Raw genomic sequence first — 18,570 nt, forward strand, 5'->3', positions numbered from 1 at the left:
TTATTAAGGTACACCATGAACAATACAACATTTGATTACATTGTGATTGGCGCAGGCAGTGGCGGCTGCGTTATGGCATCGCGATTGTCTGAGGATAAAAATGTCAGTGTGTGTTTAATTGAAGCTGGCGGCAGCGATAAAAGTGCACTTGTGCAAATGCCAGCAGGCATAGCAGCGAGTGTCCCTTATGGCATAAATAGCTGGCATTACAATACGGTGCCACAAAAAGAGCTTAATAACCGATGTGGTTTTGTGCCGCGTGGCAAAGTATTGGGTGGCTCAAGCTCTATCAATGCAATGGTTTACATAAGAGGTAATAAGTACGATTACGACCAATGGGCTGCTAATGGCAATACGGGATGGGATTTTGAGAGTTTACTCCCGTACTTTATTAAAGCTGAGAACAATAAAGCGTTTACAAATAATGAGCTGCACGGGACAAAGGGTCTGCTACATGTACAAGAGCTAAATAACCCAAGCGATGTAAACCAATACTTTTTAAATGCCTGTGCTGAGCAGGGCGTTAATTTAAGCGACGATATAAATGGCAAAGAGCAAAGCGGCGCACGTCTATCGCAGGTAACTCAGCGCAATGGCGAGCGTTGTAGTGCAGCAAAAGCGTATTTAACACCGTATTTAAACCGCCCAAATTTAACGGTATTAACCCATAGCCACGTTAATAAAATAAATATAACCAATAAGATAGCGCAAGGCGTGCAAATAGAGCGTAATAAAGAGGTTATTAATTTGCGTGCTAAAAAAGAGGTAATACTTAGTGCTGGCGCTATTAATTCGCCGCAGGTATTAATGCTTTCAGGTATTGGCCCAAAAGAGCAGTTAAGTGCACATAACATTAAGGTTCAGCACGTACTTGAAGGTGTTGGCGCTAATTTACAAGATCATTTAACGGTAGTGCCACTTTATGAATCAAAAACAAGTAAAGGCACATTTGGTATAAGCCCGCTAGGCATTGCCAGCATTATAAAAGGCTGTGTTAACTGGTTTAGTAAACGAGAAGGGCGATTAACCAGTAACTTTGCAGAGTCGCACGCGTTTATTAAATTATTTGAAGGCTCGCCAGCTCCCGATGTGCAGCTAGAATTTGTAATTGGGCTGGTGGACGATCATAGTCGTAAATTACACACTGGGCATGGTTACAGTATACACAGCAGTATTATGCGCCCCAAAAGCCGAGGTACTATTACATTAGCCGATAACAACCCGCGTAGTGCTCCACTTATTGACCCTAATTACTTAAGCCATCCAGATGATTTAACTGTAATGCTTGCAGGCCTTAGAAAAACACTCACTATTATGCAAAGCAAAGCTTTTGATAACATACGCGGTAAAATGGTCTACCCGCTTGATATAAATAATGATGATCAGCTAATTGAGTTTATACGCCAAACTGCAGATACCGAATATCACCCAGTCGGGACATGTAAAATGGGGCAGGACTCAATGGCAGTGGTGGATACTAATTTGCGAGTACACGGGGTAAGTAACTTACGCGTAGTCGATGCGTCGATTATGCCTACCATTATTACCGGCAACACAAATGCACCGGTAATTGCGATTGCTGAAAAAGCAGCTGATTTAATTAAACACGAAAAGGTGTAATTAAATAAACTGTAGTAGGGCTATTAATTAGCTATAAAACTCATTTAGCCATTGTTGCCAATCGCTTTCAAGATGTAGCATTTGCTGATGCTTTTTAGCGTTTAGATGCTTGGCTTCGTCCTCGCTTGCCATATAAGGTCCAACGCGGCAAAGGGAGCAATGGCTAGATGTTAAGTATGCAGGTTTGGTAAGACGTGAGCTTAATTCGCTAGTATGTGTATCAATACTTTTTGGGCTGAAAACGTAAGTTATGCCGCTGGTGTCTTTTACGTGTTTATCGCGGTCAACATTACGAATTTTGTAACCTTCAAAATGGCTAATATCAAATGGGATTTGGCCTAAATAATCAGCGTTTAAACCGTTATTTAAACTCCCTTCTATATTCCATTCTCGATAAGGTTTTACATCTTTTGAAGTGATGTAGCACAGCATTGGGCCATTTTTATCAAGCGCGTATTCGTTAGCGTATTTAATAAATTGATGCAGCAAAGCGCGGTTTAATACGTTCATACTGGTTTGGCGCGTGTTGTTTTCAAATGCTTCACGGCCAACAAACGCAGGTATAAGCGGAAACTGAAAAATAACCACGTCAAAGCTGTGCTGGTTTTCACTTAGAGTTTGCCAACACGCGGGATTTGTTACATCAAAACTATTAAGTACCTCAACGTTATGCGCTTTTAGGTTACCAAGTGCATTGTGCTGGTACTTTTGCTCAATAGTAGTTTGGTCATCGTAAGTGGATGCAAGCAAAGCTTTTGGCGATAGATGAGTGTAAATAGCGTTCGAAAACGATAAATCGCCATCGCCTACGGTGAGTATTCGCCATTGAGGATTTAAATACATATTTTATTTAGCGTTTATGTTTGTAGCAGTATTATTTATATCGCTATTTGTTTGTGAGTCTTTTGCTAGTAAACGATGAAACGCAAGTCTGGTTTTTAATCCTTCGATTGCGATTTGTTTAATAATAAGATTAAAGGTAATTAAAATGGCAAAGGCAATATGAATAGGGCCGTGAGTAAACCCTGCATCTGTATCGTAGAGTGTTAAACCGAATAGCAAAAATAAGACGACTAAGAAAATTTCGAGTAATTGACTTGAATAAAAGCTTAAACGACCTTCGCTTTTATGATCTTTTTTAATGCGAATAGCACAAAAAAATGGGATCACTTTGATTTTAAATGCAGCGTTTTTTTCTACGTAGTTTTCGCCAAGTTCGTCGAGTTGTTGGCGTAGTTGGTCAATCATGGTGTGTCCTCAAATAGCAGTGCGCGGATATTACCTTATTACCACGCAATATTTAAGTTTACAGCTGCTATTTAACCTGAACTCTGGTTAATAGATTTGCTAACGCATTGAATTATGGTGATATTTAAGTTTATTTTCTCTAGCCAGAGATTTTCTGTGAGAACAAGGCGAATTTACGCGTCAATAGCGGGCCTATTGCAAGTAAATTCAACGCAGTTAGCGCTGAAAATAGCTGCTTGAGATAGATTTATTATCCAGAGCTCAGGTTACTTAGGGTAAATACTCATACCAATAGTAAGGATATGACACACAAACACAACAGAGGTAAGTACTACACGCATTTTTTGATAATCTTTATGATAGGTTTTCCATTGCGGCGTGGCTTTTTCAAATATAAGTACTAACCAAAAACTAGCACCTAGCCAAGCCAGTGCCCACTCTACAGGTAAAAATGATAAAAATGGAACTGGGATAACAGGTAATACCGCTTTAATTGCATTGCTATAGCTTTGCTCTCCGGCGCGCCACAAGCTACCTGCCATAAATGCTAAAATGGCGATACTGTAAAAAGTAAAAAACTCTAAGTTAAGGCTATTACTGCCAAACATAAGCGGCCAACCCACACACCCTAAAAACGGGATTAAGCCTAAGTAACCTAGTTGTATGTGGTTAAAAAATTTTTCCATTACGGCGTGCCTTATATTTAATGACTTATTTGAAGCGCGGCTATTGTAGCAGTATTGCGATTAGCGATCTTAATAATTCGCCAGCGTTTACAATCCAAATAATGCTTACGATAACAGGGATTATATAGTTCAATCCAAAAAACCGATTGTTTTAATCTAAACAATCAATTTTATTTAATTATCCATTAGCCTTATTGTATTAACCAAGCCAACGCAGAAGGTCGTTTTAAACGAGAGCGTTGATTACTTTTTAAATACATTAAATATAGATGAGGAAATACCATGAGCACTTCATTAATCAATACAAAATTACAACCATTCAATGCAACCGCTTACCACAACGGTGACTTTGTAGAATTGTCTGAAAAAGATGTTCTAGGTAAATGGTCAATCTTCTTCTTTTACCCAGCAGACTTTACATTTGTATGTCCTACTGAACTTGGTGATGTTGCAGATTATTACGCACAACTTCAAGAAATGGGCGTAGAAGTTTACTCAGTATCTACTGACACTCACTTCACTCACAAAGCATGGCACGATACGTCAGACACAATTGGTAAAATTACTTACCCAATGATTGGCGACCCAACAGGACGTATTACTCGTAGCTTTGGCGTAATGATTGAAGAAGAAGGCTTAGCACTTCGCGGTACATTTGTAATGAACCCAGAAGGTGAAATTAAAATTATTGAAACTCACGATTTAGGTATTGGCCGTAGCGCTAAAGAACTTGTTCGTAAAGTACAAGCTGCACAATACATTGCAACTCACGACGGTGAAGTTTGTCCTGCATCTTGGCAGCCAGGTGAAGACACACTTGCACCTTCACTAGACCTAGTTGGTAAAATCTAAGTATAGATTTATTCCTACTATAAGGGCAGGTAACTGCCCTTAAATCACCGAACATCCGTTTGTTGGTGCCTCCTATATCAATATACTTGTTTAAGCACATGCATTATTTGGCATGGGAGGCTTGCTGTTTAAATTTTCCTAAAAGGGTTAAGCCATGTTAGATAACAACATAAAAAATCAATTAAAAAGCCATTTTGAATCGCTTACTCAACCTGTTGAGCTGCTTATTGCCTTGGATGACAGCAAAAAATCAGCAGAAGTAGAAAGCTTAGCGAACGATTTAGCCTCACTGAGCGATAAATTTACGGTAATGAACAACCCAGATACAAGCGCGCGTCGCCCGTCAATGGTTGTACATTCACCTATTAAAAACACTCATATTACGTTTGCAGGCGTACCTATGGGCCACGAATTCACAAGTTTAGTGTTAGCTCTTTTACATACTGGCGGACACGCAAGTAAAGCTAAAAGCGAAGACATTGAACAAATACAATCGCTTACTCAAGAACTTAACTTTGAAGTATATATAAGTTTAAGTTGCCAAACGTGCCCGCAAGTAGTGCAAGCACTTAATACTATGGCAGCGACAAACAGCAATATTAAAGCGACCATGATTGATGGCGCATTATTTCAAGACGAAGTAGAAGAGCGAAATATTTTAGCTGTACCGGCTGTATATTTAAATGGCGAACCATTTAGCCAAGGTGCACTAAGCCTTACCGACATACTCAATAAAGTAGATAGCAAAGGGGCACAGCGCCAAGCTGAATCGCTAAGTAAAAAAGATAAATTTGATGTACTTGTAATTGGTGGCGGGCCTGCGGGCGCATCGGCTGCGATTTACTCAGCACGAAAAGGGTTAAATACAGGTCTTGTTGCCGACAGATTTGGTGGACAAGTTGCAGATACATTAGCAATAGAAAACTTTATTTCGATTAAGGCGACTGAAGGGCCAAAATTGGTTGCCCAGCTTGAAGAGCACGTTAAAGAATACGATGTAGATGTAATGCATAATCAGCGTGCAGCGGCACTTGGTTATAACAATGGCTACGAAATTACACTAGAAAATGGCGCAGTACTCAAAGCTAAGTCGCTCGTACTTGCCACTGGTGCACGCTGGCGCGAAATGAACGTACCAGGGGAGCAAGAATATCGCGGCCATGGTGTGGCATATTGCCCACATTGTGATGGCCCTTTATTTAAAGGTAAACCTGTTGCCGTAATTGGCGGTGGCAATTCGGGTATAGAAGCGGCAATCGATTTAGCTAATATTGTGCAAAGCGTTACGGTACTTGAATTTGCAGACACACTACGTGCTGATGAAGTGCTTATTCGTAAAGCTAAAAGCATGGCTAATATTACCATTATCAAAAGTGCACAAACTACCGAAGTACTTGGTGATGGTAAAAAAGTAACTGGCTTAATGTACACAGATAGAGTGTCGGGAGAGAGCAAAGAGCTTGAACTTGCCGGTATATTTGTACAAATAGGCTTAATACCAAATACCGAGTGGTTAAAAGACAGCGACCTTGAATTAAGTAAATTTGGTGAAATACTGATTGATGCTAAAGGCGCAACGTCACTACCAGGAATTTACGGCGCGGGGGATGCAACCAATACTCCGTTTAAACAAATTATTATTGCAATGGGCAGCGGTGCAACAGCAAGTTTAGGTGCATTTGATTATTTAATTCGTCACTCTGAAGAAGCTGATCAAAGCGCTGCTTAATGTAATTAGTAAAAACTCTCTTGATATAACAGCAAGGCTACACCCATAGCTGTTTGTTAACCCAAGCCGCCCTTCTCCAAAGGCGGCTTTTTTAATGCTTAAGAATTAGCACACGATTTAATCGCACCCACCGCCAGAATCACCGCTGCTACAATTTGTGTGAGAGTGCAATGAGTTACTGCTAGAGGAAACTGATGAGTCACTGCCAGTATAAGCGGATGATCCACGTGATGACTTAGCACTGATAAATGTAACTAACAGCAATACGCCAGATACGATAACTATTGTTATTGATGAGCTCCATTGCCCAGTGGAAACGGCTTTAAATACCGCAACAATAAGCACTGTTAGCAATATAGTTCTAATTATGTTTTTAATTTTATATCCTTATTTAACCAATTAGTTAGCTATAAAGGTTAGCTAATTTTAGCTGTATGCTCAAGCGCGTTAATAACTGCTTTTTCAAGTATGGGTAGTTTAAAAGGTTTTGATATAAACATATCCATACCGGCTTGTTTGCAGGCAAGTTTATCTTGTGATGAAGTATTAGCAGTTATAGCCACTATGTAGGTTCCTTCACGCGAGCAGATTTTTTCTGATCTAAGCTGCTTTGTTGCCTCAAATCCATCGAGTATGGGCATTATGCAGTCCATAAAAATAAGGTCATAATGCTTTTGGCGACATTTTAATACAGCATCTTGGCCATCAACTGCAGAGTCGGCTTTAATATTAAGTTTGCCTAAAGAAGCGTGAAGCACCAACCTATTAATATCGTTATCATCTACTACAAGCACTGATAGTTCACTGCCATTGATATCTAACGTTGATTTAAGGCTTTCTTGTTTTTGTTCTGTCCCTTTCTCAATAGGAATATTTACTAAAAACGTAGTGCCTTTATTAGGTGTACTTTTTACCTTTATTTTTCCGCCCATATATTCAACAAGCTCTTTTACTATTGCAAGGCCAAGGCCTGTTCCACCTTTTGAATTCTTAGCATCTACTTCTTGAGAAAAAGGAGAAAACAGTGATTCTAAAAAGCCTTTACTCATTCCTCGGCCTGTATCAGACACTTCAATATTTAAATTTAGCTTAGCTTTTACTTTAGAAAGGCTTGTGTTTAGTGTAACTGAACCATTTTCAGTAAATTTAAGTGCATTACTCAGTAAGTTAGAAGCAATCTGGCTAAGGCGTGTGTTGTCGCTAAACGCCCAGCAGTTGTCATCAATTGTATTATTTACTTGTAGCGTTACATGCGTGTTTTTAAATAGAGGTGTATATAAAGAAGTTAAATCGGTAAAAATTGTTTTTAGTAAAAAGTCAGTAGGTTCAAGCTTTAGCTCACCATGATTAATTTTAGAAAAATCGAGCACTTCGTTAATAATACTAAGTAAAATATCGGCGCTTCTAAGTCCTATTTTAATTTTTTCAGCGCGAACTTCTTCACTGTGTTCATCAACTAATGTGGTTAGCATACCTGTAATGCCATTCAGTGGGGTTCTTAATTCGTGGCTGATTTTAGCAAATAGCATGCTTCTGTCTTCAAGTAGGCGCTCTGCTTGAGCTTGCTTTTGTTTAAGCTCTTCTCGTAGCATTACTGATTCGGTTACATCTTGGCAGGTGCCAAATAATCGGACACATCGGCCTTCATCAAATTCGGCCTCACCAAAGGTAGCCACCCATAAGTGTTTATTTTTAGCGGTTATAATTTCAAGCTCTAGATTCCATTTTTTGCCTTTTTCTATGGCTAATTCTACCGCGCGAGTAATGCCTTCACGACTTGGACCTTCTTTATAAAACTCGATTGCAGAATTCATTTGCGGTTGAAATTGTTCATCCACTTCATGTATGAGGTATGTTTGCTCGCTCCAGGTAATTTTATCGGAGACTAGATCAACCTCCCACGTACCTATATTTGCAACGTGCTCTAACTTTAATAAAGTATTACTATTTTTTATTAGTTGTTCTTTAGCTTGGGTGCGAGCAAATTCCGATCCAAGCCATTGTGCAAATAATTCGATGTAGTCGTAAGCATCATCGTTAAAAGCGAGGGAGTCTTTTGCGGATGAAAAGTTAACGGTGCCAAATATTTTATCACCAATTTTTATTGGCGCGCCAATATAAGACTCTAACTGAAAGTTTATATAACATGGGTGGTTTGCAATTGCACTTTGAGATGCTTTATGAAAGGCAAGTGCAGAGCCTGCAGCGAGCGTATGTACGCAATAGGTGCCTTGTAATTCAAACACGGTACCGGGTAAAAGTGAGTTGTCAGGGGTTTTGGCATATAAAACGGTGTAGCTGTTTTTATCTACTTTACTAATAATACCTAGCTCAAGGTCAAATACTTCTAACCCAAACACTAAGAGCTTATTAATTTTATTTTCAAAATCAAGAGATTGATTAGAAACTATATCGTGAAAACATCGTAAAAAATTCAAAAGAAAACACCCCGTAAGCTTTTGTTCAATTTATATAATACATAGGCCAATTAGGGCATTGGTATTAGTTTAAAATCCAGTTTAGCAGTTTTAATTACTAATAACTAAAATTGATACGTATTAAATTTTATAACCTTATGTTTTTATGAACTAAGTTAGTGGTTTATTAATAGTAGTAGGGCCTGTTGACCTTTCAGGATTAAAAATTGTCCCTAGGCAGAACCCAAAGGGCAGCGCATGTTTGGCATTTATGCTGCGTTATCGCCTATTTATGGGGAATAACCACACTACATAGGCTCTGCCTTGCCTAAATACCAAGCAGTCTGCTGCAAATTTAACCTCGAAAGATAAACAGGCCCTTGTATATAGCGCAGCATGCCGCCGAGCATATAATACTCAGCGGTATACTTTTAATACGTTGAATTTGGGGTATATTGCGGGTTGATATCGCCGCCTACTTCCTCTGGGTCAACATCGTTAATAAGCAGTGTTTCACGTACAGCTTCAATGTGATCAAGTACGCTTTGGTAGCGCTCGCCATATTCATACTTTGTCACTTCAATCGCTTTAGGCATGTAAGTAAAAGCTATTTTTAGGGCGTGGAGTGCTTCTTCGTTTATTTTTTCGCTCATAATATTCTCTTATGTGTAGGCTATAGCTAATAAAATAACACCAAATACGATTCGGTAAAGACCAAAACTAACAAAAGTGAAATTTTCTAGAAAGCGTATGAATAGTTTAATAGTAAAGTAAGCGACTATAAAAGACGTTAAAAAACCCACAGTAAGGGCAGTTAGGTCATCTAAGCTAAACAGTTGGTAATGTTTAAGTAAGTCGTACCCTGAGGCTGCTGCAAGTACAGGTAAACCAAGTAAAAATGAGAATTCAGCGCTGGCTTTTCGGTTTAAACCACACAACATGGCACCAACAATAGAACTTCCAGCACGACTAGTCCCTGGAACTAACGCAAATACTTGTGCTACGCCAATCCAAAGAGCTTGTTTATAAGTAACTTGGGTTACATCGGTAGTTGTGCAGTGAGTCTCTTTATAACTGCGCTCTAATAGTAAAAAAATCACACCGCCTACAATAAACATAACACCTACTACCTGTACGCTAAACAGTGTTTTTATTACATCACTAAATATAAAACCAATAATACCCAAAGGAATAAATGCAATGGCAACTTTCACCCATAAATTGAAATGTTTAGGGCTAAACTTGTCTTTATAGTTGGCTAGTACCGCTAAAATGGCGGCAAGCTGGATAATTACTTCGAAGGCGAGGTTAGCATCTGTTGGTTCAATGCCTAACCACTTTGACGCTACAATTAAGTGCCCAGTTGATGATATGGGTAAAAATTCTGTTATACCTTCAATAATACCTAAAATAATCGCGTTAATTATATCCACGGTTTACTGCTTCCTGAAAAATTAAAAAGCCCGAACTCGGCTTAACTGAAATGACGCATTACTGCGTACCTAAATTACGAGGCGTAGCATAAAAGCTCTTAAGGTAAACCAACAGTGTTTTTAAACTTAATTTGTTTAATAAATTGCATTAAGCATTAAATGCACAATATAATGACAATTGTTATCATTTGCATGTGCTGTTTTGTATATGTTTGGGCAAATTTATTGAGCGAATAATGAATAATAAAAAAACGTTTACAGCTACACGGCGAAGGCACTTAATTGCGTGTGTATTAGCGCTAGTTACAGCGGTAATAATGATTCCGGGTATGACAACCTATTTACCGTTTCAAATGAATGAACAAATATTACTGCCTATTTTACTCTTTCCTGTTATTTGGACTGCGTTGTTTATTTATGCGTATTTGGCGCAAAAAGTATGGCAACCTTTTGTAGTAATGATTGCATTGTGTGTATTACATGGTTTATTGAGTTTTTGGGCGTTAACGCAGGGGCAGGGATGAAGTCGATTACTTTAAAAAAGCTATTTTTATTACATAGCTGGGTAGGAATTATTACTGCGGTACTGCTATTTATTGTTGCATTTAGTGGGGCGTTAGCAGTTCTGTCGCGACCTGAGTTAAAAATATGGGCTAATCCAGAACTACAATCTAGCCAATACGTTGCCAGCGCGCAAATTAACCGACTAGTAAACGAATACCATAAAAAAGTACCTAGTGAATTTGGCGAAAACATTCATGTGTTTTTACCAAGTGGGCATAACTTTCATTTGTTAACGTTGGTATTTGAATCTCACCATGGCGATGAAAATTACGACCAAGAGGTGGCCAGAGTATTTCAATTTCATCCCGATACGTTGACGCTGGAAAATACTTACTATGGGCCTAGTAAAGAGTTTTACGCCAATAAAAAAACGGATGCGCCAACTTATATAGGTGAATTTCATGCAGATTTGCATTTAGGGCGACCAATTGGGTTAATACTCACTGGGTTTTTAGGTTTAACGCTTTTAGTAAGTGCAGTGACAGGCTTGTTTATTCATCGCAAATTGATAAAAGAGCTCTTTACGTTTAGGCGAGATAAAGGGTTAGATATTGCAGTAAGCGATGCTCATAAGGTTATAGGTATTTGGGGCAGCGTATTTAATATTGTGATTGGTTTTACAGGATCATTTTTAGGGCTCGCGACCATTATTTTACTACCAGCAGCTGCGTTTGTGAGCTTTGGTGGCGATCAAGATAAGTTAATAGAAACGTTTACCGCTATTCCTGAGCCTGTAGTTAGCCACATTAAGCAACCTACAAAAATAGACACTATTTTAGAGCATGCTCATAGTCGTTACCCTGAAGCAATAATTAGGGATGTCACAATAATGGCGCATAACGATGCGAATGCGCAGGTATATTTGCGTTTGTTAGGTGGCGAGGCTGTTGCTTCTCAGTTACTGCATTATCAGGGCAATGGTGAGTTTGTGCAGTCGATGAGTAGTTTTGGTGATATTTCAGGTGTTTCGATAAAAGTAATTGAGTTGATGTTTCCGCTGCACTTTGGGAACTTTGCAGGAGTGTTTGTAAAATTACTTTGGGTATTGCTTGGCTTAAGTACTGCGCTTTTACCTATTTCGGGCATGATGATGTGGCTAACAAAGCGCACACGTGGTAGTAGCCCTTCACTGAGTATGCAGGCATATGCACGCTGGAATCGTTTTATTATTGGCAGTTGTGGCGGTTTGGTATTAGCAAGCTTTGTGCTATTTCCTATGCAAGTTTTACTTAATTATAGCGTTGTTGGTGTGGCGCAAAATAGCTTTTTTGGACCCGTGTTCTTTTATACGTGGTTGGCATGGTTACTATTAAGTGTATTACCCATAGGTTATAAAAACTACTTTAAGCTGACTCTTTTACTATGCGGCGCTTCGCTTGCTTTGGTGCTGCCACTTAATATTTTACTTGGCGTTAGCAATGTTATTAACCTTAATAGCTCGCTTGTCGCGGTAGTAGATATAAGCTTTATGGTGGTGGGTATCGTGTGTATGTTTGTTGCCTTAAAAATAAAAAACACACAAAAATTACAAGTTGAGGTACAACCCGCATGAACGAGCTACTAATTACAATTGCGATGGTGAGTTTACTACTCATGATGCTCAACCTACGAAAAAACACACTTACATTAGCGGCTAAAACATTTTTAAGTGCACTGCTATTTGGTTTAGCGCTGATATGTTTTATGAGTGTTTACGGTATTTTAGGCGGTGCAATATGCACCGTTGTGGGAGCTATGTTAGCTGGTTTACTAACCGCAGTTATTGCGGGTAAAGCACCGCAATTATTAGGTTAAATAATGCAGTTATTTAGCTAAAAAGGCCTTAGCAGTATCAACTCCCATGTTGTAACCACTATTAAGTATTTCAAACTTTTTAGTGGTACGCCCAACTTTAAAATTAGCCGGTGGTGCAATGATATTGATTTTGCAGTCATTTGGTGGATCTATAATAAAATCGATAGACTTATTATAAAAATCAGCCCTGTTTAAGGTCGTTTGAATTAATGCTGGATAGTTTTTATACATTTTTTTAGTAAGCCAAGGTGCCTTACTTGATTTTTTACGATAGCCTAAACATTGAGACAAAATAACGGTGATTTCGCGTGCGCCCATTTCGTAAGCTTTTATTACCGGAATTGAATCAGCAACACCGCCATCGGTCATCGCTATGTCATTAATAATAGGGTAGTCACGATATGCAATGGGTATAGCGCATGATGCTTTTAATTGATGCACCATATCGGCGCTGGTGGCTTTTAAATAATGTGCTTTGCCTGATTCGATTGCCGTAGATACAATATAAAACTCGTGTGGAGTTTGCTCAAAGACCTCCGTATGTAGGCGTATTTCGCGAATTGTTTCTTGCCATAACCAATCTAAATCAAATAAATGACCACCTTTAATAAAGCGCGCTAAATTAATAAATTCAGGACGGCATGAGTAGTCAGTAATCACTTTATAATTTCGCATTGGTTGTTTGCATAAAAATGCGGCTATATTAGTTGCCCCGGCTGAAACACCAAAATAGCGTTCAAACGGCTGATATTGCTGTTTTAAAAACTCATCAAGCACACCTGCGGCAAATATACCGCGCATTGCACCGCCTTCAACGACGAGTGTGTTTTTATTATTGTTGTTCATGGTCAATCCTTTTTATTAAATTTGATGTTATCAACTCAGTCTAAAAAATGCGATAGAGATTACTAAATGTGTTGATAAATTAAAGCCAGGTACACATCGCGAAATTCACTGTTTTCTGGTAAGGTTTGGGTTACAAGGCTTTGTTAATAATAAAGAATAAGTATTTATGTTTGACCCTAGCGTAACCATTTTTGAAAGCACACAGAATCAGCTTGCAGAAAGTCCTCTTTGGCACCCTATGCTGAATACTTTTTTTTGGGTCGACATAAATAAAAAATTACTTTTAAGCAAAAAAATACACAGCGAAAGCCAACCAAAAACAGTTAATATGCCCGATACGCTCAGTGCAATAGCGTGGATTGATGAGCAGCACTTGTTGCTAGGTACAAGCACTGGTTTATATAAATACCATATTAATTCGAGCACTCGCCACCTTATTCTTAATATTGAAAATACACAACTAAATAGGCGTTCAAACGACGGCCGCGCTGATCCATGGGGTGGTTTTTGGTTAAGTACAATGAACGTAAATGCTAAAAAAGGTTACGGTAAAATATACCGTTATTATAAACACCAGCTTAAAGCCGTTGTAAGTGGTTTGAGTATCCCAAATGGATTGTGCTTTGATAAGCCACGTTTACGCGGTTATTACTGCGACTCTTTAACGAGTTGTATTTATGTATTAGATTTGGATGAGCAAACTGGCGAACCTTGCTCTGAGCCACGTGTTTTTTATCAATTTAATAACACTGATGTTGACCCCGATGGCTGCGTAACCGACCAATTAGGTAATTTGTGGCTAGCTGTTTGGGGAATGGGGTGTGTTATATGTTTATCCCCAGGCGGTGAGCTAATTAAAACAATAAAGCTTTGTGCAATAAAACCGACATGCACCGCATTTGGTGGTGAAAATGCTGAATTGTTACTTGTGACATCGGCATTTGATGAATCGATTAATAATACTGTTAGTGAACAAGGCGCTGTATTTCAAATCTCAGGCATAAAAAACGGGCAGTTTGAGCCGCCCGTTTTACTGTAATTTATTATACACAGTGCTTGTTTTAAAGTGATGATTAGCTTTTAGGCTTAATCCACATAACACCCACTTCTTTTTTGGTTACTAAAACCTCAGTACCGGCGCTAATTGGTTGCTCACTTTTGAGTTTCCAGCTAATACCTGAATATTGATGTGTAGTTAAACCTTGTTCTGTTACATCGCTAGTAAGTACAAAAGTAAGTTCAGCAAAATCACTATTCACTTGCTTCTTATCTACGCGATTTTGCATTTGTTTTAATGGTTTCCAAAGTGCAACGGCCAAGCCAGCTGTTACAACTGCATTACTCCAAAGGGCTGTTGTTAATGAGTCAGGCAAAATACCAAAACTCATTAATAATCCTGTAAGGAATAACGATAATCCAAAAAACAACAAAATAAATGTAGAAAGGCCAAGTACTGCTACTTCTATTATTAAAGCAACAATACCAAGTACCATAAGTGTTTGCGGTAAATTTTGCGTAATAAAATCCATACAAACCTCTTTATTTAGTTATTAACCCAGATGCTTTTTATTTAAGCTATTAATGATTGCCATACCTTGGGCAACCATTGAGCTTGCATCTGTCGCGTTGTCTGGTAGTAATACAATTGATGATTCACGAGCAATAGCTTCTTTAGCCGCGATTGCTTTAGTTGCTAAATCTAGCTGAATTGCTTTTTGACCTTGCTCTGTATCTGCAGCTTCACCTATTTTAATAAGTGCATTTGCTTGTGCTTCTGCAACTGTAGTAATAGCTGTTGCTTCACCTTCAGCGCGTAAAATTTGCTCGGCTTTGTCGGCTTCAGCAGCAAGTACTTGTGCTTGTTTTTTACCTTCAGCAACGTTGATATTTGCTTGGCGATCACCTTCTGACTCTAAAATTTGAGCTCGTTTAACACGCTCAGCTTTCATTTGTGCTTCCATCGCTTCCATAATAGAGTTAGGCGGCACAATATCTTTAATTTCGTAGCGAAGTACTTGAATACCCCAAGGCTCAGATGCCTGGTTTATAGCTGCAACAATGTTGGTATTAAGTAAATCACGCTCTTCAAATGTTTTATCAAGCTCCATTTTACCTAATTCTGAACGCATTGTTGTTTGTGAAAGTTGTACAACTGCAAACGTATAGTCGTCAACGCCATACGTTGCTTTGTATGGGTCTAGTACTCTAAAGTACAGTACGCCATCAACTATAAGTGAGATGTTATCTTTAGTGATAGCTGACTGCGATGGTACATCTTGAGCTTGTTCTTTTAAGCTACGATCAGCCGAGATTCTATCAATAAATGGAATAATAAAGTTGAGGCCGGCTTCTTTAGTTGATTGGTATTTACCAAAACGTTCGATTAACCAGGCGCGGTTTTGTGGTACAAATTTAACGCTACTTTTTAAAAGCACGATAACAAAAACAAGTAAAAAAGCCTCAACAGTAAAAACCATATCGAGAATTTGTGTGACTGGATCCATTTAAACATTCCTTATAATAATTAAACGCTGAGTGGTTGTATTGTTTATAATTTCAGCGTGTATAGATTATCACTACAGCGAACTTTTAACCACTAAAACTCACTGTAGCGCGCCGACTTAGTCGGTTTTTTAAAAACTGGCTATTTTATTTCTGCCTGTTTCTTTTGCGTTATAAAGGGCTATGTCGGCGTTAGTTATTACTTCTTTAGGTGTTGTTTTTTGATTGGGTATAAGGCTATAAAATCCAATACTCAAAGAGAGGTAATTACTAGCACTTGAAAAATTATGTTCAATTGCGAGTTCTGCGATTTTTTCCTGAATAAGAACAGCAAACCTTTGACAATGATCTGTGTCGACTGCAGGTAAAATTATCGCAAATTCTTCACCACCGAAACGAGCGGCTAAATCACCTTCACGTTTACAAAGATCATGCAGCGCTTTGGCAACTCGTTTTAACACTTCGTCTCCGAGCTGATGCCCATAGTTATCGTTATAACGCTTAAAAAAATCAATATCACACATTATTAAACTAATGGGTTCTTTATTACGTGCGCCGCGCTTTATTTCGCATTTTAAAGTTTGATCAAAACAGCGTCTGTTAGCAATGTTTGTAAGGCCATCAGTATTAACTTGTTTGTTAAGTTTATGATTGGCATTAATGAGTTGCTGTTGAGCTTGTTGTAGCTCTTGCTTATAATTTAAATTTTTGAAAGCATTAGCAAGCATTTCACCTACTAACCTTAGGCGAATAAGGTCTAAATCAGTCCAGTTTCGCTTTTGAACAACGCAATCACAGCCTATAAAGCCAACGAGCTCTTTGTCATAACGTAACCCGATGCAAAGTACTGATTTTATTTTTTGTCGCTGAAAAATTATTTTTTCGCTCGTTGCTTGGATAGGTAACAACGTTACATCGTTAACTCTAAATAAGTGAGTACGGGCCATTAAAGTAAAAAAATAAGGGAGGTCGCTTTTTGGAAGGTCCTGTAAGTCGTCTTTAAATGCTTGTATATCGTTATTTACCCATTCGTGAGTGTTATTTATTGTTTTACCGTCCTCGGCAAACTTAAATAAATAACTTCTATCTGCGTGGCATACGGTACCAATAGCTTTTAATGCATAGTTGATATGCTTATCAACGTCGTCGTTTTGAATATCAATTAAGTCAGTTGATATGTTCGAAATGATATTATCAAAATCATATTGTTCTTCGACATTGTTATTTAATATATCAATGATAATAATTGAATGTGAGTTAGGTAATTTTGCAAATTTTACATTGAGTAGTAATTTAGATGTTTGTTTTGATAAAGCAAACTGGCATTGATTATTTGCTGTAAAATAGTCTAAGAATAGATCTTCGATTAACAGTTCTTTTTTACTGTGATGATTGGTCAAAGTGATGTGTGCAAAATCAATTTTATTAAAATGTGATTGGTCTTTTAAGCCAAACAAGTCCTGTGCTTGGCTGTTAACTTTAAATATATTTTCATTGGCATCATAAAGTAATACACAAAACGGCAGTAACTCCAAGTTTCGCCATATTTCATCTGATAGGTTATTACTCACTCAACTCTCCATGTGTTTAAGCCACAATTAAATTGTTATCTATTGTATTTTTTATTGTTTTTACTTGGGCGTGTTAATCGTCCTTAGATCGAGCTCAAAGGGCAGCGCATGTTTTGTATTTATACTGCGTTATTGCCTATTTATGGGGAATAGCCACACTACATAGACTCTGCCTTGCCTAAAAAACAAAAATACTACTGCAAATTCAACCACCGAAGTTCAACAAGCCCTACTAATTATTAGCACATTTTTTTTGATTTACTAAGTTTTTAGTGCGTTTGAGGGCGGTACGTATTATAATTGATACTGTATATCATTACCCTTTTCTACTCTAATCCATCTTTGGTTTATTTGCACTTTAAGTATAGGTTATTCAAGCATTTCATGACAGAAATCACTACACACCAAGCTTCTCGTCGTCGGTTACTTATTGCGCTAGCAATTACGTGTTCGTTTATGGTAATTCAGGTTATAGGTGCTTATTATTCTAATTCGCTTGCTGTACTTGCCGATGCGGGGCATTTGTTTGTTCACAATAGTTCGTTATTCATCGCACTGATTGCATCAAGTCTCGCTATTCATTTTGCTAAAACCTATAACGATGGTCATCAAAGAGCCGAGCTTTTGGGTGGTCTGGTGAACGGATTTTTATACCTAGCAATCAGTTTAATTATTTTGTATGAAGGTGGTGAGCGCTATATACACCAGCATGAAGGAAATGAGCTGGCTATTAATAGTTATTTAATGTCGGTTATTGCTGCTATTGGTTTTTTGTTTCATGGTGCTGCTGCATGGGTTTTATATAAAGGCCGCAAAGCGAGTATTAATGTTTACGCGGTATTTTTACATTCATTCTTTGATTTGATTTCTACCGTATCGACATTTGTGGCTGGTATTCTTATATATTTTACGGGCTGGGTTGTTATCGATATTTTATCGAGCATGTTAATCGCCTCTTTCGTGTTGTTTACCGGTATTAAGGTTATTATTAGTTGTATAAAAGGTTTACGCTTAAATAAGGCAAAACTCCCTAAAGTAGCAGATATTGAAAGTGAGATTACAGATATGGAGCATGTTCACAATGTCCATAACGTCACTGTAACGCGTAAATATAAGGGTGTAGTAGTCGGGGCGCACGTTGTACTTAAAGAGCATTGTACTATTGAAAAACACGATGAAGCATGTCGTATGAAGGTAGAACAACTGTTAGCTGAAAAATTTAATGTACGCAATAGTGTATTACAAATAGAAAGCCACGAATGCCATCACATCCATTAGTAGCATCTAATTAATATAAAAGCGTGTAAT

At 38.2% G+C, this 18,570-nt stretch carries 18 protein-coding genes; 8 read left to right on the top strand and 10 right to left on the bottom strand.

What is annotated here, in order from left to right; translation table 11 throughout:
- Positions 1–15 precede the first annotated feature (15 nt).
- Positions 16–1,620, top strand: coding sequence for a GMC family oxidoreductase (locus AAEY62_RS17675; protein WP_350635573.1), 1,605 nt, complete (start codon positions 16–18; stop codon positions 1,618–1,620).
- 27 nt (positions 1,621–1,647) lie between these two features.
- Here the strand turns inward: AAEY62_RS17675 and AAEY62_RS17680 are convergent, their stop codons facing one another.
- From AAEY62_RS17680 to AAEY62_RS17690, 3 genes are all read right to left on the bottom strand, one after another.
- Entirely contained in the window at positions 1,648–2,463 is an 816-nt protein-coding gene (locus AAEY62_RS17680; protein ID WP_350635575.1) for a class I SAM-dependent methyltransferase, read from the bottom strand.
- Between the two features lie 3 nt (positions 2,464–2,466).
- Complete coding sequence (locus tag AAEY62_RS17685) at positions 2,467–2,868, bottom strand: hypothetical protein (protein ID WP_002960599.1); 402 nt, start codon at positions 2,866–2,868, stop codon at positions 2,467–2,469.
- Between the two features lie 266 nt (positions 2,869–3,134).
- Positions 3,135–3,554: a DUF3429 domain-containing protein gene (locus AAEY62_RS17690; protein WP_024591878.1), complete on the bottom strand. Its 420-nt coding sequence runs from the start codon at positions 3,552–3,554 to the stop codon at positions 3,135–3,137.
- Positions 3,555–3,836: 282 nt separating this feature from the next.
- Between AAEY62_RS17690 and ahpC the strand changes: the two genes are divergently transcribed.
- Positions 3,837–4,406, top strand: coding sequence for an alkyl hydroperoxide reductase subunit C (gene ahpC / locus AAEY62_RS17695; RefSeq protein WP_007581822.1), 570 nt, complete (start codon positions 3,837–3,839; stop codon positions 4,404–4,406).
- Between the two features lie 154 nt (positions 4,407–4,560).
- Complete coding sequence (gene ahpF, locus AAEY62_RS17700; protein ID WP_350635577.1) at positions 4,561–6,135, top strand: alkyl hydroperoxide reductase subunit F; 1,575 nt, start codon at positions 4,561–4,563, stop codon at positions 6,133–6,135.
- Between the two features lie 416 nt (positions 6,136–6,551).
- Here ahpF and AAEY62_RS17705 read toward each other — a convergent pair whose 3' ends face one another.
- The 3 genes from AAEY62_RS17705 to AAEY62_RS17715 all read right to left on the bottom strand — a co-directional run bounded on the left by AAEY62_RS17705 (position 6,552) and on the right by AAEY62_RS17715 (position 9,985).
- Entirely contained in the window at positions 6,552–8,573 is a 2,022-nt protein-coding gene (locus AAEY62_RS17705) for a GAF domain-containing hybrid sensor histidine kinase/response regulator (RefSeq protein ID WP_101164243.1), read from the bottom strand.
- Positions 8,574–8,983: 410 nt separating this feature from the next.
- Positions 8,984–9,205 (bottom strand): hypothetical protein, encoded by a 222-nt coding sequence (locus tag AAEY62_RS17710; RefSeq protein WP_007581825.1) that lies wholly within the window; start codon positions 9,203–9,205, stop codon positions 8,984–8,986.
- Between the two features lie 9 nt (positions 9,206–9,214).
- Positions 9,215–9,985 carry an undecaprenyl-diphosphate phosphatase gene (locus AAEY62_RS17715; protein WP_197152998.1) on the bottom strand — a complete coding sequence of 257 codons (771 nt, stop codon included), beginning with the start codon at positions 9,983–9,985 and terminating at the stop codon, positions 9,215–9,217.
- Between the two features lie 236 nt (positions 9,986–10,221).
- Between AAEY62_RS17715 and AAEY62_RS17720 the strand changes: the two genes are divergently transcribed.
- From AAEY62_RS17720 to AAEY62_RS17730, 3 genes are read left to right on the top strand one after another with little or no spacing between them, the layout of a single operon-like run.
- Entirely contained in the window at positions 10,222–10,509 is a 288-nt protein-coding gene (locus AAEY62_RS17720) for a hypothetical protein (protein ID WP_024600574.1), read from the top strand.
- A complete protein-coding gene (locus AAEY62_RS17725; protein ID WP_198551863.1) occupies positions 10,506–12,101 on the top strand; it encodes a PepSY-associated TM helix domain-containing protein in 1,596 nt (531 codons plus the stop codon). Before AAEY62_RS17720 ends, AAEY62_RS17725 begins: the two co-directional genes overlap by 4 nt.
- Positions 12,098–12,343, top strand: a complete 246-nt coding sequence (locus AAEY62_RS17730; protein ID WP_101164247.1) for a hypothetical protein — start codon at positions 12,098–12,100, stop codon at positions 12,341–12,343. The genes AAEY62_RS17725 and AAEY62_RS17730 overlap by 4 nt, the downstream gene beginning before the upstream one ends.
- Before the next feature lie 9 nt (positions 12,344–12,352).
- Here the strand turns inward: AAEY62_RS17730 and AAEY62_RS17735 are convergent, their stop codons facing one another.
- The gene (locus AAEY62_RS17735; RefSeq protein ID WP_101164248.1) at positions 12,353–13,189 is read right to left on the bottom strand and encodes a patatin-like phospholipase family protein; all 837 of its coding nucleotides are present in this window, start codon (positions 13,187–13,189) and stop codon (positions 12,353–12,355) included.
- Positions 13,190–13,355: 166 nt separating this feature from the next.
- Here AAEY62_RS17735 and AAEY62_RS17740 point away from each other — a divergent pair, with 166 nt between their 5' ends.
- Positions 13,356–14,228, top strand: coding sequence for an SMP-30/gluconolactonase/LRE family protein (locus AAEY62_RS17740; protein ID WP_024591872.1), 873 nt, complete (start codon positions 13,356–13,358; stop codon positions 14,226–14,228).
- A 34-nt stretch (positions 14,229–14,262) separates the two neighbouring features.
- On the opposite strand, the gene AAEY62_RS17745 is transcribed toward AAEY62_RS17740, so the two are convergent.
- The 3 genes from AAEY62_RS17745 to AAEY62_RS17755 form a co-directional block, all read right to left on the bottom strand.
- On the bottom strand, positions 14,263–14,718 hold the full coding sequence (locus AAEY62_RS17745) for an NfeD family protein (RefSeq protein ID WP_024591871.1): 456 nt from the start codon (positions 14,716–14,718) through the stop codon (positions 14,263–14,265).
- A gap of 21 nt (positions 14,719–14,739) precedes the next feature.
- On the bottom strand, positions 14,740–15,693 hold the full coding sequence (locus AAEY62_RS17750) for an SPFH domain-containing protein (RefSeq protein ID WP_007581832.1): 954 nt from the start codon (positions 15,691–15,693) through the stop codon (positions 14,740–14,742).
- Between the two features lie 129 nt (positions 15,694–15,822).
- Positions 15,823–17,262 (bottom strand): diguanylate cyclase domain-containing protein, encoded by a 1,440-nt coding sequence (locus tag AAEY62_RS17755; RefSeq protein ID WP_029769960.1) that lies wholly within the window; start codon positions 17,260–17,262, stop codon positions 15,823–15,825.
- Positions 17,263–17,646: 384 nt separating this feature from the next.
- Here AAEY62_RS17755 and AAEY62_RS17760 point away from each other — a divergent pair, with 384 nt between their 5' ends.
- The gene (locus AAEY62_RS17760; RefSeq protein ID WP_024591870.1) at positions 17,647–18,540 is read left to right on the top strand and encodes a cation diffusion facilitator family transporter; all 894 of its coding nucleotides are present in this window, start codon (positions 17,647–17,649) and stop codon (positions 18,538–18,540) included.
- Positions 18,541–18,570 lie beyond the last annotated feature (30 nt).

Origin of the sequence: Pseudoalteromonas sp. GW168-MNA-CIBAN-0100 (genome assembly GCF_040309225.1) — a bacterium.
Taxonomy (GTDB): domain Bacteria; phylum Pseudomonadota; class Gammaproteobacteria; order Enterobacterales; family Alteromonadaceae; genus Pseudoalteromonas; species Pseudoalteromonas arctica.

Bases quoted from the DNA above. Each gene is read 5' to 3' on its own strand.
- AAEY62_RS17675 (WP_350635573.1), top strand. From the start codon at position 16: ATGAACAATACAACATTTGATTACATTGTGATTGGCGCAGGCAGTGGC.
- AAEY62_RS17680 (WP_350635575.1), bottom strand. From the start codon at position 2,463: ATGTATTTAAATCCTCAATGGCGAATACTCACCGTAGGCGATGGCGAT.
- AAEY62_RS17685 (WP_002960599.1), bottom strand. From the start codon at position 2,868: ATGATTGACCAACTACGCCAACAACTCGACGAACTTGGCGAAAACTAC.
- AAEY62_RS17690 (WP_024591878.1), bottom strand. From the start codon at position 3,554: ATGGAAAAATTTTTTAACCACATACAACTAGGTTACTTAGGCTTAATC.
- ahpC (WP_007581822.1), top strand. From the start codon at position 3,837: ATGAGCACTTCATTAATCAATACAAAATTACAACCATTCAATGCAACC.
- ahpF (WP_350635577.1), top strand. From the start codon at position 4,561: ATGTTAGATAACAACATAAAAAATCAATTAAAAAGCCATTTTGAATCG.
- AAEY62_RS17710 (WP_007581825.1), bottom strand. From the start codon at position 9,205: ATGAGCGAAAAAATAAACGAAGAAGCACTCCACGCCCTAAAAATAGCT.
- AAEY62_RS17720 (WP_024600574.1), top strand. From the start codon at position 10,222: ATGAATAATAAAAAAACGTTTACAGCTACACGGCGAAGGCACTTAATT.
- AAEY62_RS17725 (WP_198551863.1), top strand. From the start codon at position 10,506: ATGAAGTCGATTACTTTAAAAAAGCTATTTTTATTACATAGCTGGGTA.
- AAEY62_RS17730 (WP_101164247.1), top strand. From the start codon at position 12,098: ATGAACGAGCTACTAATTACAATTGCGATGGTGAGTTTACTACTCATG.
- AAEY62_RS17735 (WP_101164248.1), bottom strand. From the start codon at position 13,189: ATGAACAACAATAATAAAAACACACTCGTCGTTGAAGGCGGTGCAATG.
- AAEY62_RS17740 (WP_024591872.1), top strand. From the start codon at position 13,356: ATGTTTGACCCTAGCGTAACCATTTTTGAAAGCACACAGAATCAGCTT.
- AAEY62_RS17745 (WP_024591871.1), bottom strand. From the start codon at position 14,718: ATGGATTTTATTACGCAAAATTTACCGCAAACACTTATGGTACTTGGT.
- AAEY62_RS17750 (WP_007581832.1), bottom strand. From the start codon at position 15,693: ATGGATCCAGTCACACAAATTCTCGATATGGTTTTTACTGTTGAGGCT.
- AAEY62_RS17760 (WP_024591870.1), top strand. From the start codon at position 17,647: ATGACAGAAATCACTACACACCAAGCTTCTCGTCGTCGGTTACTTATT.